The organism is Streptomyces sp. NPDC050528 (genome assembly GCF_044457795.1).
In the GTDB taxonomy this organism is placed as follows: Bacteria; Actinomycetota; Actinomycetes; order Streptomycetales; family Streptomycetaceae; genus Streptomyces.
The window spans coordinates 136,929-162,021 of record NZ_JBITHH010000018.1; the positions used below are offsets into that span (position 1 = coordinate 136,929).

A 25,093-nucleotide genomic window follows, 5' to 3' on the forward strand; every position below is an offset into this window, starting at 1 on the left:
CGTCGGTGGGGGGTCAGTGGGCGCCGAATCGCCTGGCCTGGTGGGTGGCGGTCCGGACGTCTCCGGCGAAGGGCTCGCCGTGACCGGGCAGCAGCAGATGGACCATCGGTTCGGACGCCGGTCCCGCCGCGAGGTCGTCGAGGCGGTCGAGCGCGGCGAGCGCGGCGCCGCTGTCATGGGTGAAGCAGCGGCTCACGATCGTGGGTCCGGTCCGGTCGGTGAAGCCGTCGGCGGTGACGAGGGCGTCGCCGGTGAAGAGGAGCCCGCGGTCGGCGAAGAGGTACGCGGTGCTGCCGGGTGTGTGGCCGGGCAGGACGACGGCCTGCGGGGCGCCGGGGACGTCCTTCAGTACCTGGTCGGCGTCGAAGGTGCGCGCGCCCGGCACCCCGCGAGCGGTGAACGCCCCGTCGCGGGCCAGCCGTAGCGGAACGGCGAGGGCGGACGGCCGGCGCAGCAGATACGGAACCATCGAACGCTCTGGCTTGGCGTGCCGGGTCGAGCTCCGCGGGCCGTCGCGCAGGATGGCGTCGTCCCGCCCGTGGATCCAGAGCTCGGCCCCGGCTTCCCGGAGGGGGCGGGCCAGTCCGGTGTGGTCGGCGTGGCCGTGGGTCAGGAGTACGGCGCGTACGTCGCCGAGGGAGCGGTCGAGATCGGCCAGCAGTGTGCGCAGTGGCGCGAGATGCACGGGCGTTCCCGCGTCGACCAGGACGAGCCCGTCCGGGTCCTCGATCAGGTAGAAGTTGACGACATGGTCGCCGAGGCGGTGGACGCCGGGTGCGACCTGCGTGGATGCGGGACGGGACATGGGGGGCCTCCGGCAGCCGGGCAGCATTAGATATAGCGGACTGTATCCGATACAGTGGACTGTAACAGAATGAAACGGGATGGGAGAGTGCGCTGATGCCGGACGGGACGCCACGTCGGTCCTACAACTCCGAGGGCCGCCGCGAGACCGCCCGCCGCAACCGGGCCGCGGTCCTCGACGCCTGCCGCGAACTGCTCTTCCGGGACGGCTACCACGCCACGACGATCAAGGCCGTCGCCGAACGCGCGGGCGTCTCCCCCGAGACGGTCTACAAGTCCTTCGGCGGCAAACCGGGCCTGGTCAAGGCCCTGTGGGACATCACCCTGGCCGGCGACGACGACCCCGTCCCGATGGGAGACCGCCCCCAGATCCAACAGATCCTGCGAACCCGTGAACTGAGCACCAAGCTCCGCCTCTACGGCACGTACGTCCGCGGTATCCATGAACGGATCACGCCGCTGTTCGCCCTGCTGACCCAGGCGGGCCCGGACGTCGGCGAGGTCCTGGAAACCGGCGAGCAGGAGCGGCTGACCGGGGTCACCGCGTTCGTCACCCACCTCGACGAGACCGGCGCGCTGCGCCCGGACGCCGATCCGGCCCAGGTGGCGGACGCGGTCTGGGCCCTGGCCGGCCCCCAGCTGTACACCCAGCTCACGGCGGGCCGGGGCTGGTCCGCCGACACGTACGAGCAGTGGCTGGCGGACACCCTCACCGCCACGCTCAGCCCATAGGCCGAGGCGCCGGGGCCGCGTCCTCGGCACTCGCGCGGCTGTCCTTGCCGAAGAAGAAACTCAGCACGACGGTGACGGTCGAGGCGACGGCCAGCCGCAGCCCCCACGCGGCGGCGGACCCGTCCCCGAGGACGGACGTGAAGTCGGGTCCGTAAAGCAGCGCACTGCTCATCGGAAACGACCCCGCACAGCTCAACAGATAGACCCACAGCGGCGGTTCGTTGAACGCGATGAGCACCGATGCCGCGACGACCGCGACCGCACTGAGCACGACGGTGAGCGAAGTGATGTCCATACCCACCAGCTTTCCGCCGGGCGGATGGCGCGGCGTCGACGTAACGGAGGAACGGGGTCTCTATCCATGGGTGGAGAAGGTCTCGCTCATCTCGCTCCCGCCGTCGCCAGCCCCCATATCCGCGCCGCCGTCTCGGCCGCGGATTCGGTAGGCGGCGGATCGTTCGGCAGCTGGGCCGGCACTGTCGTGTTCTTCTTCTCGCCGGGGCGGTCGGCGAACAGGGCGACGGTGAGGGTGAGTTGGGGGTTCAGGGTGGTGGACCAGACGGTTCGGCGGGTGATGCCGCCGCCTGCTCCGGCGGTGAAGGAGGTCGTAGGGGTCGTAGGGGTCTTCTGGGTGGGGGAGGTTGAAAGGCTTGGTTTCTTGTACGTCCCGGATGTCAGCTCGGTCACGAAGTACGCCTCCTTCTCGTCCAGCACCTGTCGTGTCTCGGGGTGGGACGTGTAGACGGTTCGGCTGTCCCGGGTGATCTTCGTGATCGTGTACGGGGTCGCGTACAGGCCGTTCGCCGCCACGGTCGCGTAGGCCGAGGTGAGCTTGAGGGGGGTGGGGGCGGCTGTCTTCTGGAGGTCGGACAAGGGGGCGCCGAGGCGGACCTTGATGAAGGGGTCCAGGGCCGTTCCCGCTTCGACCGCGCCGCCCACCGCGTCGTTGAAGGGCTGGCGGGCGTAGTCCGAACCCCCGTACAGCAGCCGTACCGCTCCGTCGCCGGGTTTGATCGCCACGACGGCTGTGTGCAGCGTGATGTCCTTGCCGTTCTTGTTCTCCTTGCTGTCTTTGTCGGCCTTGAGGTTTTTCACCGCCTCCGTCGTCGCGTCCTGTAGGGCCAGGTCGAACGTGGTGTGCACGGTGTAGCCGCCGCGCGCCAGCTGGTCCTCGGTGATGCCGAGCCGGTCGGCGGCCTCCTTCGCGGCGACGTCGATCATGTACTGGCGTTGCCCCTCGGTCGTGCCCGGCGGGTAGAAGCGGAAGGCCGGGAAGGTGGCGTCGGCGCGCTGTTTCGCGGTGATCGTGCCGCTGGCCGCCATCGCGTCGAGCACCCATGTCCAGCGGGCCTTGAGCGTCGCGGTGACCGTCGGATCGGAGCCCGCCTTCTCGTAGTACGACGGGATGTTGACGATCGACGCCAGTGCGGCGCCCTGGGAGACGGTCAGGTTCCGGGTGTCCACGCCGAAGTAGTTGCGCGCGGCGGCCTGGATGCCGGCCGAACCCCGGCCGAAATAGACCGTGTTGAGATAGCCCGCCAGGATGTCGTCCTTGGACCGGGTGCGATCGAGTTTGATCGCGATCAGTGCCTCGCGGACCTTGCGGGACAGGGACTGTTCCGGGGACAGCAGCGCGTTCTTCACGTACTGCTGGGTGATGGTCGAACCGCCCTGCCGTTCGCCGCCGGTGAGGGAGGCCAGTACCGCTCGGGCGATGGCTCGCGGCGAGACCCCGTCGTCCGTACGGAAGGTGCGGTTCTCGGCCGCGATCACCGCGTCCTGCACGTACCGGGGGACCTGTGACAAGGGGACCTCCTGGCGGTCGACCGGGCCGCGTCGGCCCAGGTAGGAGCCCTTGTCGTCGACGAAGACCGTGCTCTGCGTGACGGTCTCCGGGTGCGGCTCGGGGATGTCCGTCAGGCGGTACGCGACGACCGCGGCCGTGCAGAGCGCCGCGATCAGGACCAGGAAAGCGATGGCCGTCCGGCGCAGCAGCCGGCCCCGGGTACGGCGCAGACGCAGGCGGAGCGGGATGCGGCGCAGCTGGGCGCGGACCCGGTGCGCCCCGGGGCGAGCTCGGTTCCAGGGGGTCGTGGGGCGCTTCACTCGCCCACCCCGCCCCGGGCGACGGCCTTGCCTGCCGCGTCGTACACCGTGACGGTCGGACCGCCTTGTCCCGAGCCGGACTTCAGCTCTTGCAGAGACAGCGATGTGCGCGCGTACCAGACGCCCCAACCCGGGCTGCCCGCGAGCGTGAGGACCGTACCGGTGATTCTGCGGTCGTCGACGGTGACTTCGACGCGGGCCGGGTCTGCGGACAGGCCGCCGTACAGGCCCGACAGGAAGTACGAGGTGTTGTTCAGCGGCTCGGGTTGTACGGAGGCGGTTGGTTTTCCGCCGGCTGGTTTTCCGGTGGCTGGGTTTCCGCTCTCGACGCCGGCTTCGGAGCCGCTCCCGTAGCCGTCCTTGTAACCGCCCCTGTACCTGTCCTTGTAGTCGTCCTTGTACGTGGTCGACGAGTGCTTGCCGTCCGTCGTCAGCCAGACCTGTACTCCCGGTACGGCGTCCACCCGTTCGCCGGGCGCGACGATCCGTATCGGGCTCCGCGCCACGTCGGCGGTCCCGGCGCCCGACCCGTCCGTAGAGCCGCCGCCCATGAACCGGTCCGCGCCGAACACGACCCCCGGGACGAGCAGCAGTGCGCAGACCGCCGCGACCGCTCCGGTACGGCGCCGTCGTAGCGCCCGGCCGTGTTGTTCTACGGCGTCGAGCTGAACGTCCGGCGGGACAAGGCCGGTCGAGGCCTCGGCGAAGAGCCTCCGCAGGTGCTCGGCATCACCCCCGTGAACCGCCAGCCCCCGCCGGGCCCGGCTCCGCACCGCACCCGTCGACCGGCCGAGCAGCTGCGCGACCTCCGCCTCGCGCAGGCCCTCTCCGTGCAGCAGCACGAGCACGGCCCGTTGGGTCTTCGCACGGCGCGAACGCCTCCGCGCCCCGCGCAGATACTCCTTGACCAGGAACCGGCGTACATAGAAGTCCGTGTCGTCCCGGGGTATTCGGCGCCATCGCGCGCACACCCGCACCAGGGTTCTGCGCGTCAGCTCCGTCGCCTCGCGGGGGTCGCCGGGGGCGTCGGCGAGCAGGTGGGCGGTGGTGAGCAGTCGGGGCAGGCCCGCGTGGGCGTAGGCGGCGAAGTCATCGTGGGGGAGCGGCACTTCGGGGGTCCTCCGGTACGGCTGTGGGGGAAGTGGATCCTGGGGCGCGTGTTTGTCGTCTGTCCTGTGGGGCGCGTTGTGACGGACGCGGCCATCGGGACCTGTACGCACCGCGAGGGCGGTCAGGTTGCACGGGAATTCCAAGACTCCGGTGAGGTCATGACCGAGGACGAGTTCGACGCTTTCTACGCGGCCACGTTTCCCCGTCTGACCGGCCAGCTCTCGGCGTTCACCGGCGACAGAGAAGAGGCGCAGGACGTGGTCCAGGAGGCGTTCGTACGAGCCTGGGACCGGCGCGGGGACTTCCTCGCGGACGAGGCGCCCGAGGCGTGGATCCGTACGGTCGCCATGCGGTTGGCGGTGAGCCGCTGGCGCCGGGCGAGGCGCTGGCTGGAACTGGTGCGCCGCACTCCGCCGCCCGGGGCGGTGCCGGGACCCGACCCCGATCACACGGCCCTGGTCGCCGCCCTGCGCCAACTGCCCAAGGCCCAGCGGATGGTGATCGTCCTGCACCATCTGTGTGACGTGAGCGTCGAGCAGATAGCCTCCGACACGGGTGCGCCCGTGGGGACGGTCAAGGCGAGGTTGTACCGGGGGCGGGCGGCGCTCGCGAAGCATCTGACGGTCGACGAGGCCGACGAGGCCGACGGGCTCGACGGGCTCGACGGGGCGGGCAGGGGCGGCGGGGCAGTCGGGGCAGGCGAGTTGGGCGGGGCGGGCGCGCTGGTGCGGAAGGAGAGCGGCCGTGTCTGACGAACTCCGCGACACCGATTCCAGCAACACCCGCCCCACGAACACCGATCCCACCGACACCCGCTCCACCGATCCCGAACTCTCCATCGCTCTCCATGACTTGGCCGCCCGCAACGAGACCTTCCCGCCCCTCTCCGGCGCCGAGGTCCGCCGCCGTGCCGTGCGCCGGGGGCGTCGTAGGACGGCCGGTGTGCTGGGCGCGGGAGCGGTCGCTTTCGCCGTTGTCGCCCTCGCGCTGACCGCGGGTTTCACGGACTCCGCCGAGGACGGGAAGGAGCGTCAACTCCCCGCCGCCACCCACGCCGACCCCGTCCCGTCACCCCGGGTCACCTCCGGCGGGGCGTCAACTCCCGCCCCGCGCACGCCCGCCACCGGCACGGTCGCCCTCGGCAAGCGCGTCATGGTCGTCGGGAGTCGGGTCATGGCGCTGACCTCGGGCTTCGCCGACGGCGCCGAGGTGGTCGGGCCGTTGACCGTCTACAAGCGGCACGAAACCAAGGTGGTGACCGTCACCGACCTGACCGGCGGAACCGCCTACACCACGGAGGTCTCGCTCGCGGTCGAACTCCGCGACGCCCATGACGAGCCGATCTACGTCGGCATCGCCCGCTCCTACAAGGAGAAAGCCGTCGGTGCGCAGGAGACCGGCGCCGGCTGGATCGGGCTGGACTCGACCGACGCGAAATGGTTCTACGACGACGCGAAGATCGGCAGCGTTCTGTCCGTCACCGGCACCAAGTCCTGACCCGGCCGGTCACTTGGTGACGAATCACTTGGTGACGAACGCATCCGCCTCGCACTTCTTGACCCACTTGAACAGGTTGTCCGGCGGAAGCCCCTTGTCGAAGGCGAACACACCGGGGCTGTCGGGCGCGGCCGAGACCTTGAGGCCGTGGGAGCGCATGCACCGGATCCACTTGTCGAACTTGTCCTGGTACTCGGGGTCCTCCCGGGCCGCCCGCTCGGGAAGGGTCTCCGGTTCCTTCGACGCGCAGGCCTGCCTGGCCTTGTCGCGCAGGGGGTCGTTCCCGCCCTTGTACCCCTTCCAACTGCCGTCCTCGTTCTTCAGCATGTACGGCGTGAGGCCGTGCTGCGCCTGACAGTCCAGGTACAGCTGGTTCAGCCGGGTCTCCTCCTCGTCCGTGGTGTCCGGGCGGATCAGCGGCCGTTCGAGCTGCGCCGGTGACGGCGAGGCCTTGCCGCCACTGCCACTGCCACTGCCGGTGCCGGTGCCGGTCAGGCTCGCGACGCCCTTGTCCTCGGCGGACTTGTCCGCCCCGGATTTTCCGCCGCAGCCCGTGAGCAGGGCCAGCGAGGCCAGAACGGTGACTACGGCGAGGCGGCGGCCCAGAGGTGCCGGGCGGGACCCGGTGAAGATGGGCGAGGTGGGCGAGGCGTGCGGCACGATGGTCAACTCCTGTGCTTGTGGGGGTATTTGTCCAGACTCTTCGTGTACTGGCCGGAGGAGGACGAGACCCCCACTCGCGAACGGGGCCGACGATGCCGGACCGCGATCAGAGCGGTTTCAGGGAGATGTATCGAGATTGTCAGGAGAGGCGGATCGAGCGGGCCGGACCCCGGGTCCGGTCGAACGCGCTGCCTATAGTCGCCGCTATGAGCGCGAGGACGAGGACGAGGATCCTGGTCGCGGAGGACGACGTCAGACAGTCGCGGGTGCTGCGCATGTACATGGAGGCGGAGGGCTACGACGTGACGGTCGTCCCCGACGGACGCGCGGCCGTCGACGCCGCCCGCCGGCTCCGCCCCGACCTGTTGGTGCTGGACGTGATGCTGCCGAGGCTCGACGGCCTCGACGTGTGCCGCATCCTGCGCGCCGAGTCGGCCGTACCGGTACTGATGCTGACCGCGCGGTCCGACGAGAACGACCTGTTGCTCGGTCTCGACCTCGGCGCCGACGACTACATGACCAAGCCGTACAGCCCGCGTGAGCTGATGGCCAGGATCCGTACGCTGCTGCGGCGGATGGAGCGGGTGGCGCCGGCCGACGACGGTGTGCTGCGGGTCGGCCCCCTCACGGTGGACCCGCTCCGGCACCAGGTGCTGGACGGCGCGGGCCGCGAAGTCCCTTGCACCCGGGGCGAGTTCACGGTCCTGGCAACCATGGCAGCCGAGCCCGGCCGGGTCTTCACCCGCACTCAGCTGCTGGAGCGGACGCGCGGCTGGGACACCGCTCCCACCGAACGCACGGTCGACATGTACGTGATGAACCTGCGCAAGAAACTGGAGCCCGACCCGCGCCGCCCCGCGTACCTGGTCACCGTCCACGGGGTCGGCTACAAACTGACCCCGGGCCCGGACGCCGTAGAAGACCGTCGTGTCCCGCGCTAGGGTCCCGCTGCGCGGCAGCCTGTTCGGGCGGCTGCTCACCGCCTCGTTGCTGGTCGCCGTCTGTGCGGTGGCCGCCACGACCTGGCTCGCCGTCACCACCACGACCCGGGCGATCCGCACCCAGCAGGGGCAGTCCCTCGCGGACGACACCCGCGTCTACGACACGCTCGTCGGTTACGCGGCTACGCACTCCGACTGGAGCGGGGTGCAGGACCTGGTCACCGGTCTCGCGGCCCGTACCGGCAGGCCGGTCACGGTGACCACGCAGGCCCGCACTCGTATCGCCGGTTCCGGCACGGCCGTCCGGCTGCCGTACCGGCCGACCGCGCAGCTCGACCCGCTGCGGCTGGACCCCGTGCTGTCCGACGCGGGCCCGATCGATCCGCGCGCGGTGGGCCCGTATCTCCTGGAGGCGCGGGACCGGGAGCGACTGCGGCGCACGGCCGGCACGATCGTCCGGTGCCTGCGCGGCAAGGGAATCGGCGCCACGATCACGACCCTGCCCAGCGGGCGCCCGAAGGTCGTACCGGCCCGCCCCGTCCCCGCGGGGACCGGCGAGAAGGCGTGCGACCCCGCCACGCTCCGCGTGCCGCTGCGCTCCGAGGCGTTGGCGGTCAAACAGGTGAGCGACCTCGCCTCGAAGTGCATGAAACAGCAGGACCGCGCCTCGCTCGTCGTCTACGCCGACTTCTCCTGGTACTCCTACGGCACCGGTCCCGAGAACTCCGAGCGCGCCGCCCAGGAGTGCGTCAACGACGCCCGCCGCCAGCAGCTCCGGGCCTATGTCTCGCCGCCCGCCCTGCTGTTCGTCGGCGACCGCAGCAGCCCCGAGACCTCGGGCCTGCACCTGACCACGGGAAACACCCTGCGGATCGTCGGCGCCGCCGCCCTCGTCCTGCTCGTCGCCGCCACCGTGACCACCCTCGTGGGCCGACGGCTGGTCCGTCCGCTGCGTGCCCTGATCCGGGCGGCCCAGCGCCCCGCCGACGAGGCCGTACGGGTCCCGGTGACCGCCAACGACGAGATCGGCCTCCTCACCGCGGCCTTCAACGACCTCGCCGAGCGCCGACAGGAACTCGAAGAGCAGCGCAGGTCGATGGTCAACGACGTGGCACACGAACTGCGCACCCCGCTGACCAACATCCGCAGCTGGCTGGAGGCCGCCCAGGACGGTCTCACCCCGGCGGACCCGGACCTGCTGGCGCTCCTCCTGGACGAGGCCGTACTCCTCCAGCACGTCATCGACGACCTGCGCGATCTCGCCGCCGCCGACGCCGGGAGACTCGTCCTGCACCGCGAACTCCTGGACGTGGGCGACCTGTTGGACCAGGTGACGACGGCCCACCGCGGCTCCGCCGACCTGGCCGGCGTCGCCCTGCGGACGGAGCCCACCGGCCGCCTCGACGCCCACGCCGACCGGGTACGCCTGCGCCAGGTGATCGGCAACTTCGTCTCCAACGCGGTCCGGCACACCCCGGCCGGCGGCTCCGTCGTCCTGCGCGCCCGCGCGGAGGGCGCCGACCTGGTCGTCGAGGTCGCCGACTCCGGCACCGGCATCGACCCGGCGGACCTCGCCCACGTCTTCGACCGCTTCTGGCGCGCGGACAAGTCCCGCAACCGCCGGACGGGCGGCAGCGGCCTCGGCCTGTCCATCGCCCGCAAACTGACGGAGGCCCACGACGGCACGGTCTCGGCGACGAGCACGCCGGGGGTCGGGTCCGTGTTCACCGTGCGGTTGCCACGTTCCTCGTACGACTGCCGGGACCCCGACGCGCAGGGCCGTCACGGGTCCCCTACGACCCCTACGACCCCGACCCCTACGACCCCGACCCCTACGACCCCGACGACCCCTACCTCCTAGGTCCCGCGAGGGCGTACGCCGTAGTGCCGACGCCCAGGAGGAGCACGGCGGTCCAGGTGGCCGCCGGGGAGCCGGGCGGCAGGAGCAGCCAGGTCGCCAGCCGGGTCGGCGTACTCGTGGCGGGCGGGGAGAGGAACGTGAGCGAGAGCCAGGCGAACGGCAGGCTCCACGCGTACTGGGCGCCCGCAAGCGCCGCGCCCAGCGCTGCCAGTCCCGTCAGACCCGCGCTGTCCCGGACGACGAACCCGGTGCCGGCCACGGGCGTGCCGCCCAACGCCTGTACGGCCGGCAGCACTACGGCGACCACCGCCCCGGCGAGCAGGACGTGCGCCGCCCTGCGCGGCACCCAGCGGATCGCGGCCGTCCGGTCCAGGGCGAGATCCTGACCGCTGAGCCCGATCGAGGCCGCCAACACCCCTGTGGTCAGGGCGAGTACGGGCAGTCGGGGATCAGCGGGTCCCGAGCCGGGGTCCGGGGCGAGTGTCCACACCGCCACCGCGCCGATCACCAACGCGGCGCAGGACGCGGGTACTTGACGCGAACGCGCGTACAACGTCAGCCACCTCAACGGCATCCCCTTCCACGGCACCCCTCGCAACGGGACGCCTCTCATCCGGAGGCCGCTCAATGGGTCCGGCCCGACAGCACCTCGAACGGGTCGCCCTTGCAGGCCAGCGCAGCGCCCCGCATCGCGTTGATCCGCGCGAGCTGCTCCGCTCGCGGAAGGGCCATGAGCTTCTTCCACACCGGTCGGGTCTCGGTCTCGACCTCGTCGCGTACGACCGCCGGTGTGCCGGGCAGTGGCTTCAGGTCCCCGAGGATCCAGGCCACCGCGACGACCTGCGCGTACTCGTCCCCGCCGAAGCCGCTCCAGCCGACGGGGGTGCACCCCGGCACCAGGCCCTTGGCGAGGAGGGCGGAGGTCAGTTCCTTGCCCTTCGCTTCGGCGACGACGGCGTCGTCGAAGCCGAACAGCACAGTCGTACGGGACCACTTGGGGGTGGAGCCGTACGGGAGTACGGCGGTGTTCTCGCGGACGGAGACCGGTGCCCGGTCGCCGAGGGCGTGGTGCAGCAGCCGTAGCGCTTCCTTGCCGGGGGCGGCCAGTTCGGCGAGGCGGTCCTGGTGCGCTCGCGTCACGCACACCGGGCCGTCGCACACCGGCTCGGCGGCGGTCTTGTCGACGACGTACATCCGGCGTGGGTCGGAGGGCAGGACGAGCAGGGCGAGGAGTGCGCCCGCCAGGACGGGGGTGAGGGCGAGCAGCCGGGTGCGCGGGGTCGCGGCGACCAGGAGGGCGAAGCCGGTCGCGGCCATGCCGAGGACCCAGATCGTCTGGCCGATGTGCACGGAGGCGGAGAGCGTGACGAGGACGCTGTGGACCTCGTCCACCTCGGGTGACAGGAGGGAGAGGCGGTTCGGTTCGGTGGTCGTGATGCCCGTCGCCGGGTCGATCGTCGACGTACGGCCGAGCGACATGTGCATGAGGGCGGTGAACGCGAACGCGGCCATGGCCAGCAGGGGTGGGGTGAGCGGGGAGGGCAGGGTCCGTGCGACGCCCATGCCGAGGACGGCGCCCGCGACGAGGAACAGTGCGCCCACGAGGGAGATCGGCAGCCAACCGGCGTGCGTGTACTGGGTGTTGGCCAGGACCTGGACTCCGCCCACGAGGACGAGAAGCCCGAAGGCCGAGGTCAGCGTGATCGCGCTCGCGGCCGCCGGTACGGCCGCGCGGTGACGGGCGGGGCGTGGGGTGCTCGTCAGGAGTTCGACCATCTTCGAGCGGTGGTCGCGCAGACCCTGGAGGGCGCCGAACCCCACGGCGAGCGGCCACAGGTAGAACAGCAGGCTCCGGGTCCACAGGGCCAGGGACGTCCACTGGGCCGTCCACGCCGTGGTGCCGTTCCACCAGCCGGCGTCGACCGCGTACAGGAACGTCAGCGCGCTGGTGAGGACGACGGCTCCGGCCCAGGGGGCGACGGAACGTCTCAACTCGGTACGCAGGACAGAGAAGTTGACGTCGACGCGTGGGACACGGAAGTTCAACTCGGCTGACAGAACACGGGTGTTCACCAATTGCCCCTTGTCTGGGCGGGGTTGAGGAGCAGGGCCGAGTAGCCGCGCTCCAACGGGCTGTCGCCCACGTGCTCGGGGCCGCCCGCGGCGGCGAGTCGGTCCGGGGTGCCCTGGAAGACCAGGCGGCCCTCGGCGAAGAGCACGACGTCGGTGCAGGCGGCGGCGACGTCCTCGACCAGGTGGGTCGAGACGACCACGCAGGTGTCCGCGCCCAGTTCCTGCAACAGCTCCCGGAATCGCAGCCGTTGGGCCGGATCGAGCCCGGCCGTCGGTTCGTCGAGCAGCAGGATTGCCGGGTCGTTGACGATGGCCTGGGCGATGCCGACCCGGCGGACCATGCCGCCGGACAGGGACTTCATCCGGTCGTCGGCGCGGTCGGCCAACCCCACGCGTTCCACGGCGCGTTGGACCGCCCCGGGGATGTCCGCCTTCGGCACTTCCTTCAACCAGGCCATGTACTCGACGAATTCACGCACGGTGAACCGCTTGTAGTAGCCGAACTCCTGTGGCAGATACCCGATCCGGCGGCGCAGCGCCCGGTGCTCGCCCACCCCGCCCGCGGACTCCCCGAGCAGCTCCAACGTCCCCTCGGCGGGGCGCAGTACGGTGGCCAACGCCCTTATCAGGGTCGTCTTTCCGGCCCCGTTGGGACCGAGGACGCCGTGCACTCCGGTGCCCAGCGACAGGTCGAGCCCGTCGACGGCCATCCGCTTCCGGCCGGCCCTGACCTTCAGCCCGGCGGCCCGGATCTCCCAGGCGTAGGGCGTCGGCGCGAGGTCGGCCGCGCTCACGGCGGGTGTCATGTGATCGTCCTTTCCAACTAGTGTCCCCACGGCTCTTGTTGTCGATCTCCCGCCGGTCATCGATGGCTCACCGATGGGTCACCGGTGAGCTCCCAGCACGGCGTACGCGCCCCGGCGGGCGATCACGATCCCGACGCCCAGTGCGAGGACCAGCCCCCACACCGGCAGACCGCCCGCTTGCAGGGCGAAGGTCGCCCGGTGCGCGGCCACGGTCGGTGTCACCACGACTCCGGCCCATACGACGACCACCGCGACGGCGGCACGGGTCACCCCGACGACACCGCCGAGCGCCAGGGTCGTAGAGGTGAAGGCCAGACAGGGCAGCAGCCACTGCGCGGCCGTCACCCCGGGCACGCCCGTCGCCCACCCGGCGACCAGCAGCGCGGGCACGACCACGGCGAGCACGGACGCCGTCCGGCGCAGCACCAGGTGCAGCCCCGCCCTGGGCACCGAAGCCGTCAACTCGTAGGCGGGATCGAGCCCTTGGGACCAGGACGCCGCGACGCCGAGCACCGGCAGGACCGGGGCGAGCAGCAGCACGAGCGACACCTCGCCCGCGCCGGAACCGAAGCCATAGCCGTACCCGTAGCCGCCGACCAGGTCGAGCAGCAGCGCGAGCAGCGTGACGCTCACGACCATGGCCAGCCACGGCACCATCGTCGGCGTCAGCCAACTCGACAGCCGTACCGAGCGATACCGGCGGCGCCGTACCGGGGCGGTGGCGGCGAGCCGGGGTCCGAGGTCCGCCCATACGGTGCCGACGAGCGCCGCCACGGCCGGTGCCTGCGCGGAGACGGTCACCGCGAGCCGGTCCCGGCAGATCCGGCACGCCTCCAAGTGGGCTTCCAGGGCCCAGAGTTGGTCGGCGGCGAGGTCGGTGTCGTCGCCGCGCGCATAACTGTCGATGGTCCGAGCCGAAGCGTGTTCCCCACTCATGTCAGCGCCCTCCGCATCGCGATCCGGGCCCGGCGGGCACGGGTCTTGACCGTGCCTTCGGGCAGTCCGAGCAGGACGGAGGTCTCCCGGACGGACAGCCCGTCGAGCACCAACGCCTGCAGTACTTGCCGGAGTTCGGGCGCGAGCAGCCGTAGCGCGTCGCCGACGTCCCCGCCGACGGTGGCCGCGAGGGCCTCCTCCTCGGCGGCGGGTGCCGCGTCGGCGGTGGCGGCGGCCGGTGGCGGCTCGGCGTGGTGGGCCCGGCGCCGGAAGGCGTCGACGAGCCGGCGCGCCGCGATCGTCCACAGCCACCCGACGGCCGTACCGCCCACCGAGGCCCCCGCGAACGCCCCCGCCGCGCGCCACACCGCCAGATACGTCTCCTGCATCACCTCGGCGACGATCTGCTCGTCGGCACACCGCCGGCGCAGCCGCACCGCCATCCACGGCGCGGTCCGCCGGTACAGCTCGTCGAACGCCGCACGGTCACCCCTGGCGACCAGCCGCACGAGACGCTCCTCGTCCAGCTCGCCGGGTGCCTTCCTGACTGATCTCACACCGGCTAGACGCGGGGCGGGGGCCGCCGGTTTTCCCTTCTACGTGAGCCGCGTCACACCGGTCAGCCGGGCCCGGCCGGGCTTCGGGAGAACGCCGTATCGCCCGCCGTCGCCACGATCGCGTCCTTGACGAGCAGCACGCCCGGCGGATAGCTCTGCACCTTGTCCCCGGGGTCGTCCAGCGCCGAAGTGCGCCAGACCTCCGCCCCCGTGCGGCTGTCCAGTGCCAGCAGCCGGCCGAAGCGATTGGCGAAATAGACCCGCTTGTACGTCGTCGACACCGCGGGCGCGGACAGGCTCTCCACGTCCGTCGCCTTCTGCCAGAGCTGCTTGCCGCTGTCCGCCGACACCGCGGTGACCGTCCCGTCGGACCGGACGAAGTAGACGACGCCGTCCACGAGGGTGGCCGCACCGGTCAGCACATGCGCCAGCGGTATCCGCCTGACCTGCCCGGTTCCCGAGGCCACCAACAGCAGGGCGTTGTACGGCCGTTCGTACCCGGATTCGTACACGTCCTTGGCGGTCCGGGGGGCGAGGAACAGGGGCTGCCCGCCGACGGCGCCGAGCGCTTCCGCCTTCCGGGGCAGCGTGGCCGTTTCGGTGAGACTGTCGGGGCCGAGCTTCATCAACTCGACCGGGGCCTGGCCCGGTTCGTTGCCCTTCGAGCACAGGGCGTAGGGGGCGCCGCCCAGTGCCGACGGCGTGCAGTACTCGTCCAGCGAGGGTGCCTGCCACAGTTCCTTGCCGGACGGCCCGTAGGCCACGAAGGACGCGTAGTCGGGGGACATGGTCAGCAGCCCGCCGTCGTACAGGACCGCGTCCTCGGACTTGTTGATGTCGCGCTGCCAGCGCCGTTGCCCGGTCGTGGCGTCGACGGCCACCACGCGCCTGGTGTTGTCGTCCGGATCCTCGTACACATAGACCAGCCCGTCGCGGACCCCGATCGGCCGCGCCCCCTGAGGGCGGGTTCCGGTCCGCCACTGCATACGGCCGGAGGCCGCGTCGACCCTGGCGGCGGTGAACCCCGTACCGCCGCAGAACAGGGCGCTCCCCTCCGCCACGCAGCCGAGGCTGTTGTATTCGAGGGGGATGCCTTTCACGTCGTACGTCAACGCCGTCTGCCAGGGCCGCCAGCCGGCGGGCAATGACGCGGCCTGCGTGGTGGCCGTAGAAGTGGTGGCGGTGGCGGTGTCGTCCGAACCGGACACGAAGACACCCAGCCCGACACACAGCCCCGTGAGGGCGAGCACCGCGCCGAGGCCGGTGAGCAGTGTCCGGGTCCGGCGTCGCTTGCCGCTGCTGATGTCGGTCGTGGCGCCGGTGTTCGGCGAAGCGGGGCCGCGCGGGGGGCCGGGGGACGGCCCGGTGCGCGGGGACCCGGTGGTGTCGGATTCCGGCAGCGCCTGGAGCATGCGGTGGATGTCCGTCAGTTCCGGCCGTGCGGCGGGGTCCTTGTCCAGGCAGCGCTCGACGATGCCGAGCAGCGCTTCGGGTACGCCGCCGAGGTCCGGGGTCCCGAACACCACCTGATAGCCGGTTATGTACGGGCTGTCGGCGTCGAACGGTCCCGTGCCGACGGCCGCGAACACCAGCAGCGACCCCAGCGAGAACACGTCCGAGGCCGGGGTGACGTCCCGGGGCGAGGACACCTGCTCCGGCGACATGAAGGGCGGGGTGCCGATCATGCGCCCGGTCGTGGTGAGGCTCTGGTGGTCGGAGGCCCGCGAGATGCCGAAGTCGATGACGCGCGGCCCGTCCTCGGTCATCAGGACGTTGCCCGGTTTGAGGTCCCGGTGCACCAGGCCCGCCCGCCGGATGTCGCGCAGCGCCTCGGTGAGCCCCAGCCCCAGCGCGCGCAGCTCCCGCAGGCTCAACGGGCCGTCCCTCCGCACGACTTCGGCGAGATTGAGCCCCGGCACGTAGAGCGTCGCCATCCACGGCTGGTCGGCGTCCGGGTCGGCGTCCACGACCGGCGCGGTGAAGGCACCGCTCACTCTGCGGGCCGCCGCGATCTCCTGCCGGAAGCGCGTCCGGAACTCCTCCTCCTGGGCATACGGCCCCCGCACGACCTTGACCGCGACCTGCCGCCCCGAGGGGGAGACCCCCAGATAGACGACCCCCATACCGCCCGACCCGAGCCGACCGAGAAGGGCATAGCCGCCTATGGACTCCGGATCCCCGGTGTTCAGGGGCGTCATCGCCGATCATCCTTCCCAGTGCCGGCCTGCGTCACGGGATCAGAGTAGGGCTTCGAAAAACTCGCGCGATGTGGGGTGAAGACGATGTCGCCTGTCAGCGGAGAGGGCGCCGACTGCGCCGGGACAGCCGTACGGCGGCGAAGGCCACGTCGGCCACCAGGACCACGATGCCGATGACCAGCAGATAGCCCAGACCCTCGGCTGCCACGCCGATGATTCCCAGGACGACGGCCACGAGGACCAGCAGCAGGAAGAGCACCACGACTCGAACACCTCCCTCGGGCCCGACTCGGTCGACCGCGATCAATATTACAGGGATCAAGGAAATTCGGCCCATTGTGCATTTCATGCATTTCGCGAATTACTCGCCAATTCCACTGAATTCACTGTCCTGGGGAAATCGGTCGGCGCCCTCGGGGGCATGCTGGTGGTCCTACGCGTGGACCGGGAGGTGCTGGGATGCGGTGGTGGGCCGGGGCCGGGGGATGGATGGTCGCCGTGGTGGTCGTCCTGGCGGGGTGTCACGCGTCGGGGGGCGGTGGTCCGGCGGGCGGGCCGTCGGAGAGCAGCGGTCCGGCAGGGCCGTCGGCCGGTGCGCCGACGCCCACATCCGGAGCGCCGACCGGGGGAAGCCCGTCGGCGTCGGCCACCAACTCCTCCTCTCCACCGGGGAGTTGTGCCGCCGGACACGCGCAGGTCACCGTCAGTCCTGGTGACGCGGTCGTGCGGCGGATCTGTGTGCGGCCCGGGACCGTGGTGTCGCTCGTGCTGCGACCTCGGACGGACGACAAGCGGTGGACGGCCGTGCGGAGTTCCGCGCCGGGCCTCGTCCTCGCGTCCGGCTGGCGGGTGGACACGGACGGCACGGTCCACGCCTCGCTGCGGTGTGCGGGGACGAGGGGCGGTACGGCGGAGGTCACCGCGTCGGCGAAGGCACCGGATCTGGCGGGTGCGGCGCGGGTCGCCTTGACCCTGCACCTGAGCGTGGTGCCGTACACGACGCAGGGGTGACCCCGGACGAGCCGGGACCACCCCTCCAACTACCCCCGGCTCAGCGGAGGTTGTGCACGCCGATCGTGTAGATGCCGCGGCCGTGGGTGGCCGCGTACAGCGTCTTGCCGTCCGGGCTCAGCTTCAACTGGAGTACGGCGACGGCCGGGAGGCTGCCGACGCGCTCCCAGGTCGTACGGCCGGGCGCGCGGTAGACAACGCCCAGGTCGGTGGCGACGGCGAGGCCGCCGTTCGGGGTGACGACCGCGGAGTTCGTCGGCACGTCGGGGAGGTTCTTCGAGATGTCCTTCCAGGTGGTGCCGCCGTCGGTGGACTCGAAGACGTGGCCCACGCCGGCGCCGGGACCCTCGGTCCAGTGCCGGGAGAAGCCGTTGACCGCGAGGTAGACGTGGTCGGCGTTCTTCGGGTCGACGGCGAAACCGGCGAGGTAGCGGTTGGGTACGGTGCCGTCCGCGCCGGTGGCCGGGAGGGTGATGTCGTGCCAGCCGGTGCCGTCCGCGTTGCCGACGGAGATGCCGCGGGCGAAGCCCTGGTTGTTGCAGGGCCCGCACCAGGCCGCGTACACCTTGCCGCCGGAGGCCGCGACGGCGGTCGCGGTACGGCCCTCGCCGAGGTCGTAGACGCTGGTCCACTCGTCGCCGCTGCGGATGGCGTAACCGTGGGTCTGCACCCAGATGTGCCGGCCGCCGGCGATCCAGGTCGAGCTGTTCTTCATGTCGGCCGTGATCGGGGCGATGAAGCGGGCCTCGCCGGTGGCGTTGTCGGCGGGGGCCACGTTGTACGACGTGACCTTGCTGGGGTCGGTGACCCAACTCCCGTCGTTGATCGCGCAGTTCTGGGTCACCTGGATGGCGAGATAGACGTACTCCTCGGCGATGTTGCACCCATTGGCCGGGTCGGTGAGCGTGTCACCGCCGTCGCCGCCGAAGTCGGAGCCCATCACGGTGTCGTTGCTGCGCAGGATCGACTGGCCGTTGTCCTGGAGGCCGCCGGTGACGGAGACGCCGCCGTAGGTCAGGTCCTTGCCGACGCCCACCGAGTAGTACTGGAGGGTGTCGATGGTGCCGTCGTTGAGCGAGGTCCAGTCGGTGGCGTGCCCGGAGGCGTCCTGGGAGCCGTTGAGGGGGCGCTTGTAGACGCCGCCGTCGTTGCCGACGTAGACGAAGCTCTTGCCGTGGTAGCTGCCGATCGCGACGCCGTGCTGGTCGGAGTGGGTGGTCGGGCTGCAGTCGCCGGTCTGTTTGGTGGGGTCGATGCTCCAGCAGGGGAAGCCGAAGTTCCAGTACGGGCCGACCGTGGACCAGTTGGTGCCGCCGTCCTTGGTCTCGTAGACCTCCTCCAGGCCCGCGTAGACGTGTTCCGCGTTGGCGGGGTCGACGGTCAGGAACTGGTTGTACCAAGCCTGCACGCCGGGCATGTAGCCGCTGGAGGTGAGCGCCGAACCGTCGGCGGCCAGGCCCTTGTAGTCGGCGATCTTCGTCCAAGGGCCGGTCGGAGAGCCGGACTTGGAGACGTAGATGCCCTCCAGACCGCTGTCCGGGTTGGTGTTGAGCTGCTCCGGGGACTGGTCGATGGCGTAGTAGCGCGAGCCGTCGGCGGAGCGGGCGAAGGTGACGTTGCCGACGTTGTCGGCGTCGGCGGGCAGGTCACCGAGACCGCTGGTGATCCGGGTCCAGGCGCCGTTCACCTTGGTGTAGAAGCCGTTGTAGTCGTCACCGCTGCGCCAACCGACGGCGAGGACCACCTTCGAGGGGTCCTTCGGGTCGATCGCGATGTCGTTGGCGATGTTCTTGTACGCGGCCGAGTCGTCGTTCGCGAGTGAACCACCCGGCAGATAGGCCGGGTTGGGCGCGAACTCCAGCTTCCAGGCACCCTTCAGCGTCTTGGTGGAGTGGCTCCAGACACCCTCGCTGGTCGCCGCCCACACCTTGCCGCCGCCGAAGCGCAGTTCGTGGATGGTGGTGGACTCCAGCTCGTCGCCGCCGACCCGGCTGCGGGTCGAGAACGTACTGTGCCGGGGGTTGGACAGGACGTAGACGCCACTGCCGAGATACGCGTCCGCGTTGGTCGTCGCCTCGCCGGTGCCCAGCCACAGCCGCCCGGTACCCTCCAGCGCGAGCGCGCCGGTGGACTGGGCGGGCAGCTGGTCACTGATGGGCTGCCAGTGCCCGCCCCCGGACCGGGAGCGCCACACGCCGCCGCCCGCGCTGCCCGCGTAGACGTACCCGTCGTCGTCGGCGGCCATCGCGGCCATCCGGCCGGTCACATTGCCCGAGCCGCCGCTGGAGTTGGAGTCGTAGTCGCGGTAGCGCGGGTCGTCGGAGTTGTACGGCAGGTTCGTGATGTTCCGCCAACTGCCGCCGGTGCTGCGCAGGTTGGTGAGACTCGTCCAGGCGGCGCCGTACGCGCCCGGTGCGACGATGCCGGGTGAGGTGCGGGCCTCGGCGTACTGGTCGGCGCCCTCGGCTATCTCGTCGGCCTCGTTGCCGTCATCACCGCCGCCGTCGTCGTCGGCCTTGGCGCTCGGGCTCATGGCACCCACCGACTGCCCTCGTTCGGCGGCCAGTTGAGCCAGTGCGCGGACCCCGAAGGGGGTGCCGCCCGAGCCGGGCGCGGCGCCGGCGGGTATCGCCACGAGTGCGGCGGATGCGGTGATGGCGCAGATCGTGAACCAACGTCTCTTGCGGGTCGGTACTGACACCGGAGTCCTCCCGAGCGGGCATGGATACAGCCGTCGGGACGACCCGACCACCGGCGGCGGGAGGAGTCCGGCATTTGGACAGTCCTTGACCAGAACCTGTCACTACAGATGGCTGGAAGCCGACCGGTTCACCGAATCGTCGCGCCTTCGTCGGGGACCTGCGGTCAGCGGGGCGCGGTCCGCGCGCGGGCGACGACCGGCAGGACACCGGCGAGGGCCAGTGCGATGCCGCCGGAGACCAGCAGCGGAAGGTGGCCGTCGGTGCCCCAGGCGAGCCCGGCCCACACGCCCGCGAGGAGCACGGCCGCGCCGGTGGCGCCCTGGAACAGGCCCTGTGCGGTGCCCTGTTGGCGGTCGGGGACGAGTGTGGAGATCCAGGCTTTGCCGACGCCGTCGGTGCAGGCCGCGAAACCGCCGTAGAGCGGCAGGACCACGAACACCGCCCAGGGGCTGTGGATCAGGCCGAGGCCCAGATAGCCGATCGCGAAGAAGACCAGGCCGGCGGCGAAGACCAGCGGGCGCTGCAGTCGGTCGGACAGTGCTCCGGCGGGGTACGACAGGCCGGCGTAGACGAGGTTGTAGACCGCGTAGGCGCCCACCACCCCGGCCGTCGAGAGGCCCAGGTCATGGGCGCGCAACAGCAGGAGCGCGTCGGGGAAGTTGACCAGGTTGAAGGCGAGCAGCACAGCGAGGACCCGCCAGTAGGGGCGCGGCAGGGACCGCCAGGGCGTGCGTGCGGTCCGGGTCGAGGAGCCGCCCGTCCCCTTGGCCCGGGGGTCGCGGACGGCGGCGACCAGTGCGACCGATGCGACGGCGGGGATCACGGCGATCCAGAACAGCGGGCGCAGCCGGTGGTCGAGCGCCTCGTACAGGACCAGCCCGACGAGCGGGCCGACCACCGCGCCGGCGGTGTCGGCGGCCCGGTGCAGACCGAACACCCTGCCGCGCTGCCCCTTCGGGACACCCTCGACGAGCAGGGCGTCGCGGGGCGCACCGCGCATGCCCTTGCCGAGCCGGTCGGTGACGCGGGCCAGCAGCACCAGCGGCCAGACGGTCGCCAGCGCGATCAGCAGCTTGCCGACCGCGGCCAGCCCGTACCCCGCACCGATCAGGGGCCGCCGGTCGAACCGGTCCGCGAGGCGCCCGGCGGCCACCTTGGTGATCGACGCCGCGCCCTCGGCCGCCCCCTCGATCGCACCGACCGCGGCGGGCGGAGCACCCAGCACCACGGTCAGGAAGATCGGCAGGATCGGGTAGAGGAGCTCGCTGGCCGCGTCCTGGAGAAAGGACACCCCGCACAGCACCTTGACGTTGTGGGTCAGCCACGCGGGGCGGCGCCCGGTGGGTCGCGGGGTGCTGCTGGGATCGGTCACGGGTACAGGATCTCCGGCGAACGGTGGAGCGTGGCAGGGTCCGCACAACAAAGAACCCCCGGGTCGTGGACCTGGGGGTTTCACATGGGGCGTGACGGCGGTATGCCGGACCCCCGAACGGCCCGCCCAGGCGCGACAGGTGCCGGGGCTGGGACTTCCATGGAAGACATGCCCCGACTCGACACCGCAGGCCCCCGCCCCCTTCGCTCCGCCGCTGCGCTGGGCCTGGTGGCGGCACTGGCCGTCGGCTGTAGCGGGGGGTCCGATGCCGACACCACCGTCGCCGGGCGCGCGGCCGTCGCGACCTCACCGCTGCCCACCGTCCCACCCGCCCAGCCACCGGCACAGATCACCCGGGCCGAGGTCGAGACCGCCGTGGGCAAGCTGGACGACGTCGTACGGGACGCCATGCGCCGCACCGGTGTGCCCGGAGTCGCCGTGGGCGTGGTGCACAACGACGAGGTGTTGTATCTGAAGGGCTTCGGCCTGCGGAAGGCGGGCACGAAGGACAAGGTCGGAGCGGACACCGTCTTCCAGCTCGCCTCGGTCTCCAAGCCCCTCGCGTCCACCGTGGTCGCCGCGGCCGTGGGCGACAAGACCGTCGGCTGGGACGACCCGGTCGTCGACCACACCCCCGGCTTCAAGCTCAAGGACCCGTGGGTCACCCGCCATGTCACGCTGGCCGACCTGTTCTCGCATCGCAGCGGACTGCCCGACCACGCCGGAGACCTCCTGGAGGACCTGGGCTACGACCGCTCGTACATCCTGGACCACCTCCGCTACGAACCGTCGGCCCCCTTCCGTGCCCACTACGCGTACACCAACTTCGGTCTGACCGAAGCCGGCGTCGCTGCCGCGCGAGCGGCGGGTACCAGTTGGGAGAAGCTGTCCGACGAGAAGCTGTACCGGCCGCTCGGCATGGACTCCACCAGCTCTTCCTTCGCCGACTACGAGAAAGCGGGCAACAAGGCGGCCCTGCATGTGAAGACCGGGGACACCTGGCGCGCCGAGTACGTGCGCGACCCGGACGCCCAGAGCCCGGCGGGCGGGGCCAGCTCCACGGTCCGGGACATGACGAAGTGGCTGCGCCTGCAACTGGGCAACGGCAAATTTGACGGCCGACAAGTAGTCGACGCCGGCGCCCTGGAGCAGACCCACTTGCCGCACATGGTCTCCACGCCGCCGCACTCGCCCGCGGGCAGGGCAGGGTTCTACGGGCTCGGCTGGAACGTGAGCTACGACGACCAGGGCAGGCTGAAGCTCGGCCACTCCGGGGGCTTCGCCCTGGGAGCGGCCACCAACGTCGCGTTGCTGCCCTCGGAGAAGCTCGGCATCGTCGTCCTGACCAACGGCGAGCCCATCGGCGTGCCCGAGGCGATCGCCTCCACGTTCCTCGACACCGCGCAGACGGGCGGGCCGACCGTCGACTGGCTGGCGTTCCTCGGGCCGGTCTTCAAGCAATCCCTGCACGGGGAAGAGTCGCAGGTCGACTACGCCAAGCCTCCGGCCTCGCCCGCACCCGCGAAGGCGAACAGCGCCTACACCGGAACGTACGCCAACGACTACTACGGCCCGATGACCGTCAGCGTCCAGGGCAACGAACTCACCATGCAACTCGGGCCCAAGAAGCAACGGTTCCCCTTGCGCCACTACGACGGTGACACCTTCAGCTACCGCACCACCGGCGAAATGGCCGTCGGCCTCTCCGGCGTGACCTTCACCGTCGGAACCGGCGGCCGCGCCGACAAGGTCCGGATCGAGAACCTCGACACGACCGGCCTCGGCACGTTCACGAGAAACGACTAGGCCCTGCGGGCAGAGCCGACCGCCCCACTCACCAATACGTAAGCCCCAGGCGGCTGGCCTGGGGCTTCAATCTGGAGCGGGTGACGAGAATCGAACTCGCACTCTCAGCTTGGGAAGCTGATGTTCTACCACTAAACTACACCCGCGAAAACGCCGGTTGAACCGGTGTCGGAACGCTCCGTCACTGTACCGCATGTCGAGCCCCGGGCGCTGAGGCCGTGGGGCTCGACTGCGTTACGGAGCGGGCGACGGGGCTGCGGTGGGCCGGAGTTGGGGCGTACGGTGGAGGGGTGGAAGAGGGTCTGGGTGGGACCGGAGTGCCGCCTGGAGAGTCGTTCCTTTCATCCCGTAATGTGGCATTTGGCGTCCGGCGAGCAGCAGTCGGGCGCGGCTCTTGGGGAAGGGACTCATGGACTTGATGGAGCGCACCGTCGTCCGATGTGCCGATGGGCACGTGTTCAGTACCGCTTCGTTCCCGATGCAGCAGGCGGAGCGGCTCGGCCCTGGCCGGCTCGTGCGGTGTCCACGGTGTGCCCGGCTCCGCAGTGTGGTGCTGGTGACCTTGGAGAAGCAGTAGAAGTAGAAGCAGCCCGAGATGTCGCGGGAGAAATACCAGGAGTAGCAGCAGCGGTATCGCAGTAGTCGCTGGCGCGCGGGTCCGTCCGATTGTGGTCGGTCCGCGCGTCTTGCGTATCCTCGGGGCGTGCTTCTCTCAGACAAGGACATCCGGGCCGAGATCGACGCCGGGCGGGTCCGGATCGATCCCTACGACGAATCCATGGTGCAGCCGTCCAGTGTCGACGTGCGCCTCGACCGCTACTTCCGGGTGTTCGAGAACCACCGCTACCCCCACATCGACCCGTCCGTCGAACAGGCGGATCTGACACGGCTGGTGGAGCCGGAGGGCGACGAGCCGTTCATCCTCCACCCCGGCGAGTTCGTGCTCGCCTCGACCTACGAGGTCGTGTCGCTCCCCGACGATCTCGCCTCGCGCCTCGAAGGGAAGTCCTCCCTCGGCCGCCTCGGGCTCGTCACACACTCCACCGCCGGCTTCATCGACCCGGGTTTCTCCGGCCACGTGACGCTGGAGCTGTCGAATCTCGCGACGCTCCCCATCAAGCTCTGGCCCGGCATGAAGATCGGCCAGCTCTGCATGTTCCGGCTCAGCTCACCGGCCGAGTTCCCCTACGGCAGCGAGCGCTACGGCTCCCGCTACCAGGGCCAGCGCGGCCCGACCGCCTCCCGCTCCTTCCTCAACTTCCACCGAACGCAGGTGTGAGCATGAGCGCCGTACGGGAGAACCTGACCTACGAGGCGTTCGGCGTCGCCGTGCGCGAACTCGCGCAGACCATCGCCGACGACGGCTACGAGCCCGACGTCATCCTGAGCATCGCCCGCGGCGGGGTCTTCGTCGCCGGCGGCCTGGCCTACGCCCTCGACTGCAAGAACATCAGCCTCGTGAACGTCGAGTTCTACACGGGCGTGGGCACCACCCTCGAAATGCCCGTCATGCTCGCGCCCGTCCCCAACGTGATCGACTTCTCCGACAAGAAGGTCCTGATCACCGACGACGTCGCCGACACCGGCAAGACCCTCAAACTGGTCCGCGACTTCTGCCTCGACACCGTCGCCGAGGTCCGCAGCGCGGTCGTCTACGAGAAGTCGCAGTCGCTGGTGAAGTGCGAGTACGTGTGGAAGCGCACCGACGAGTGGATCAACTTCCCCTGGAGTGTGTTGCCCGTAGTACGTAAGTCGGGCGAGCCGATCACGCCGTCAAAAGAAGCGCTCTGACCTGTACCTTCTCCAGGGCTCTGAGAGAGCCCCTCGCTGGATCGGCGAGGGACTCTCTTGCTGTCCCGATACGCGGGCGATTGTTGGGGTTGCGGTACCTGGCTGCTGTACTGCAGGATCCCGGCGG

General features: G+C 70.7%; 24 protein-coding genes and 1 tRNA gene. 9 read left to right on the plus strand and 16 right to left on the minus strand.

Annotation, left to right across the window (positions count from 1 at the left end):
* Window positions 1-13: 13 nt before the first annotated feature.
* The gene (locus ACIBK4_RS44700; protein ID WP_399004906.1) at window positions 14-805 is read right to left on the minus strand and encodes an MBL fold metallo-hydrolase; all 792 of its coding nucleotides are present in this window, start codon (window positions 803-805) and stop codon (window positions 14-16) included.
* A 95-nt stretch (window positions 806-900) separates the two neighbouring features.
* Between ACIBK4_RS44700 and ACIBK4_RS44705 the strand changes: the two genes are divergently transcribed.
* Window positions 901-1,536, plus strand: a complete 636-nt coding sequence (locus ACIBK4_RS44705) for a TetR/AcrR family transcriptional regulator (RefSeq protein ID WP_399004908.1) — start codon at window positions 901-903, stop codon at window positions 1,534-1,536.
* Here the strand turns inward: ACIBK4_RS44705 and ACIBK4_RS44710 are convergent.
* From ACIBK4_RS44710 to ACIBK4_RS44720, 3 genes are all read right to left on the minus strand, one after another.
* Window positions 1,526-1,831, minus strand: a complete 306-nt coding sequence (locus tag ACIBK4_RS44710; RefSeq protein ID WP_399004910.1) for a hypothetical protein — start codon at window positions 1,829-1,831, stop codon at window positions 1,526-1,528. The two genes, ACIBK4_RS44705 and ACIBK4_RS44710, sit on opposite strands and share 11 nt — an antisense overlap.
* Window positions 1,832-1,917: 86 nt before the next feature.
* The gene (locus tag ACIBK4_RS44715; RefSeq protein ID WP_399005054.1) at window positions 1,918-3,579 is read right to left on the minus strand and encodes a transglycosylase domain-containing protein; all 1,662 of its coding nucleotides are present in this window, start codon (window positions 3,577-3,579) and stop codon (window positions 1,918-1,920) included.
* Window positions 3,580-3,638: 59 nt separating this feature from the next.
* Window positions 3,639-4,751 carry a sigma factor-like helix-turn-helix DNA-binding protein gene (locus ACIBK4_RS44720; protein ID WP_399004912.1) on the minus strand — a complete coding sequence of 371 codons (1,113 nt, stop codon included), beginning with the start codon at window positions 4,749-4,751 and terminating at the stop codon, window positions 3,639-3,641.
* Window positions 4,752-4,910: 159 nt separating this feature from the next.
* On the opposite strand from ACIBK4_RS44720, the gene ACIBK4_RS44725 reads away from it, so the two are divergent.
* Window positions 4,911-5,504 (plus strand): SigE family RNA polymerase sigma factor, encoded by a 594-nt coding sequence (locus ACIBK4_RS44725; protein ID WP_399004914.1) that lies wholly within the window; start codon window positions 4,911-4,913, stop codon window positions 5,502-5,504.
* Window positions 5,497-6,249 carry a hypothetical protein gene (locus tag ACIBK4_RS44730; RefSeq protein ID WP_399004916.1) on the plus strand — a complete coding sequence of 251 codons (753 nt, stop codon included), beginning with the start codon at window positions 5,497-5,499 and terminating at the stop codon, window positions 6,247-6,249. Before ACIBK4_RS44725 ends, ACIBK4_RS44730 begins: the two co-directional genes overlap by 8 nt.
* Window positions 6,250-6,273: 24 nt before the next feature.
* Here the strand turns inward: ACIBK4_RS44730 and ACIBK4_RS44735 are convergent, their stop codons facing one another.
* Window positions 6,274-6,909, minus strand: a complete 636-nt coding sequence (locus ACIBK4_RS44735) for a hypothetical protein (protein ID WP_399004918.1) — start codon at window positions 6,907-6,909, stop codon at window positions 6,274-6,276.
* A gap of 209 nt (window positions 6,910-7,118) precedes the next feature.
* Between ACIBK4_RS44735 and ACIBK4_RS44740 the strand changes: the two genes are divergently transcribed.
* Together ACIBK4_RS44740 and ACIBK4_RS44745 are read left to right on the plus strand one after the other, a co-directional pair.
* Window positions 7,119-7,853 carry a response regulator gene (locus tag ACIBK4_RS44740; RefSeq protein WP_399004920.1) on the plus strand — a complete coding sequence of 245 codons (735 nt, stop codon included), beginning with the start codon at window positions 7,119-7,121 and terminating at the stop codon, window positions 7,851-7,853.
* Window positions 7,840-9,714 carry a sensor histidine kinase gene (locus ACIBK4_RS44745; protein WP_399004922.1) on the plus strand — a complete coding sequence of 625 codons (1,875 nt, stop codon included), beginning with the start codon at window positions 7,840-7,842 and terminating at the stop codon, window positions 9,712-9,714. The genes ACIBK4_RS44740 and ACIBK4_RS44745 overlap by 14 nt, the downstream gene beginning before the upstream one ends.
* Here ACIBK4_RS44745 and ACIBK4_RS44750 read toward each other — a convergent pair.
* From ACIBK4_RS44750 to ACIBK4_RS44785, 8 genes are all read right to left on the minus strand, one after another.
* The gene (locus ACIBK4_RS44750; RefSeq protein ID WP_399004924.1) at window positions 9,704-10,282 is read right to left on the minus strand and encodes a hypothetical protein; all 579 of its coding nucleotides are present in this window, start codon (window positions 10,280-10,282) and stop codon (window positions 9,704-9,706) included. The two genes, ACIBK4_RS44745 and ACIBK4_RS44750, sit on opposite strands and share 11 nt — an antisense overlap.
* Window positions 10,283-10,338: 56 nt before the next feature.
* Window positions 10,339-11,787, minus strand: a complete 1,449-nt coding sequence (locus tag ACIBK4_RS44755; protein ID WP_399004926.1) for a hypothetical protein — start codon at window positions 11,785-11,787, stop codon at window positions 10,339-10,341.
* Window positions 11,784-12,593, minus strand: coding sequence for an ABC transporter ATP-binding protein (locus tag ACIBK4_RS44760; protein ID WP_399004928.1), 810 nt, complete (start codon window positions 12,591-12,593; stop codon window positions 11,784-11,786). The genes ACIBK4_RS44755 and ACIBK4_RS44760 overlap by 4 nt, the downstream gene beginning before the upstream one ends.
* A 78-nt stretch (window positions 12,594-12,671) precedes the next feature.
* Window positions 12,672-13,529 carry a zf-HC2 domain-containing protein gene (locus ACIBK4_RS44765; RefSeq protein ID WP_399004930.1) on the minus strand — a complete coding sequence of 286 codons (858 nt, stop codon included), beginning with the start codon at window positions 13,527-13,529 and terminating at the stop codon, window positions 12,672-12,674.
* On the minus strand, window positions 13,526-14,086 hold the full coding sequence (locus tag ACIBK4_RS44770) for an RNA polymerase sigma factor (protein ID WP_399004932.1): 561 nt from the start codon (window positions 14,084-14,086) through the stop codon (window positions 13,526-13,528). The genes ACIBK4_RS44765 and ACIBK4_RS44770 overlap by 4 nt, the downstream gene beginning before the upstream one ends.
* 62 nt (window positions 14,087-14,148) lie before the next feature.
* Window positions 14,149-16,284, minus strand: coding sequence for a PQQ-binding-like beta-propeller repeat protein (locus tag ACIBK4_RS44775; RefSeq protein ID WP_399004934.1), 2,136 nt, complete (start codon window positions 16,282-16,284; stop codon window positions 14,149-14,151).
* 94 nt (window positions 16,285-16,378) lie between these two features.
* Window positions 16,379-16,546 carry a hypothetical protein gene (locus ACIBK4_RS44780; protein WP_399004936.1) on the minus strand — a complete coding sequence of 56 codons (168 nt, stop codon included), beginning with the start codon at window positions 16,544-16,546 and terminating at the stop codon, window positions 16,379-16,381.
* Between the two features lie 259 nt (window positions 16,547-16,805).
* A complete protein-coding gene (locus ACIBK4_RS44785; protein ID WP_399004938.1) occupies window positions 16,806-16,934 on the minus strand; it encodes a hypothetical protein in 129 nt (42 codons plus the stop codon).
* A 115-nt stretch (window positions 16,935-17,049) separates the two neighbouring features.
* Here ACIBK4_RS44785 and ACIBK4_RS44790 point away from each other — a divergent pair, with 115 nt between their 5' ends.
* Window positions 17,050-17,295 (plus strand): acetyl-CoA synthetase, encoded by a 246-nt coding sequence (locus tag ACIBK4_RS44790; RefSeq protein WP_399004940.1) that lies wholly within the window; start codon window positions 17,050-17,052, stop codon window positions 17,293-17,295.
* A gap of 40 nt (window positions 17,296-17,335) precedes the next feature.
* Here the strand turns inward: ACIBK4_RS44790 and ACIBK4_RS44795 are convergent, their stop codons facing one another.
* A complete protein-coding gene (locus ACIBK4_RS44795) occupies window positions 17,336-19,996 on the minus strand; it encodes a glycosyl hydrolase (protein ID WP_399004942.1) in 2,661 nt (886 codons plus the stop codon).
* A gap of 164 nt (window positions 19,997-20,160) precedes the next feature.
* Window positions 20,161-21,369: an MFS transporter gene (locus tag ACIBK4_RS44800; protein ID WP_399004944.1), complete on the minus strand. Its 1,209-nt coding sequence runs from the start codon at window positions 21,367-21,369 to the stop codon at window positions 20,161-20,163.
* Between the two features lie 168 nt (window positions 21,370-21,537).
* Between ACIBK4_RS44800 and ACIBK4_RS44805 the strand changes: the two genes are divergently transcribed.
* Window positions 21,538-23,175 carry a serine hydrolase gene (locus ACIBK4_RS44805; protein WP_399004946.1) on the plus strand — a complete coding sequence of 546 codons (1,638 nt, stop codon included), beginning with the start codon at window positions 21,538-21,540 and terminating at the stop codon, window positions 23,173-23,175.
* A 72-nt stretch (window positions 23,176-23,247) separates the two neighbouring features.
* On the opposite strand, the gene ACIBK4_RS44810 is transcribed toward ACIBK4_RS44805, so the two are convergent.
* A tRNA-Gly gene (locus tag ACIBK4_RS44810) sits at window positions 23,248-23,321 on the minus strand.
* A gap of 557 nt (window positions 23,322-23,878) precedes the next feature.
* On the opposite strand from ACIBK4_RS44810, the gene dcd reads away from it, so the two are divergent.
* Together dcd and ACIBK4_RS44820 are read left to right on the plus strand one after the other, a co-directional pair.
* Window positions 23,879-24,454 (plus strand): dCTP deaminase, encoded by a 576-nt coding sequence (gene dcd / locus ACIBK4_RS44815; protein WP_266770151.1) that lies wholly within the window; start codon window positions 23,879-23,881, stop codon window positions 24,452-24,454.
* A 2-nt stretch (window positions 24,455-24,456) separates the two neighbouring features.
* Window positions 24,457-24,966, plus strand: a complete 510-nt coding sequence (locus ACIBK4_RS44820) for a phosphoribosyltransferase (protein WP_399004949.1) — start codon at window positions 24,457-24,459, stop codon at window positions 24,964-24,966.
* Window positions 24,967-25,093 lie beyond the last annotated feature (127 nt).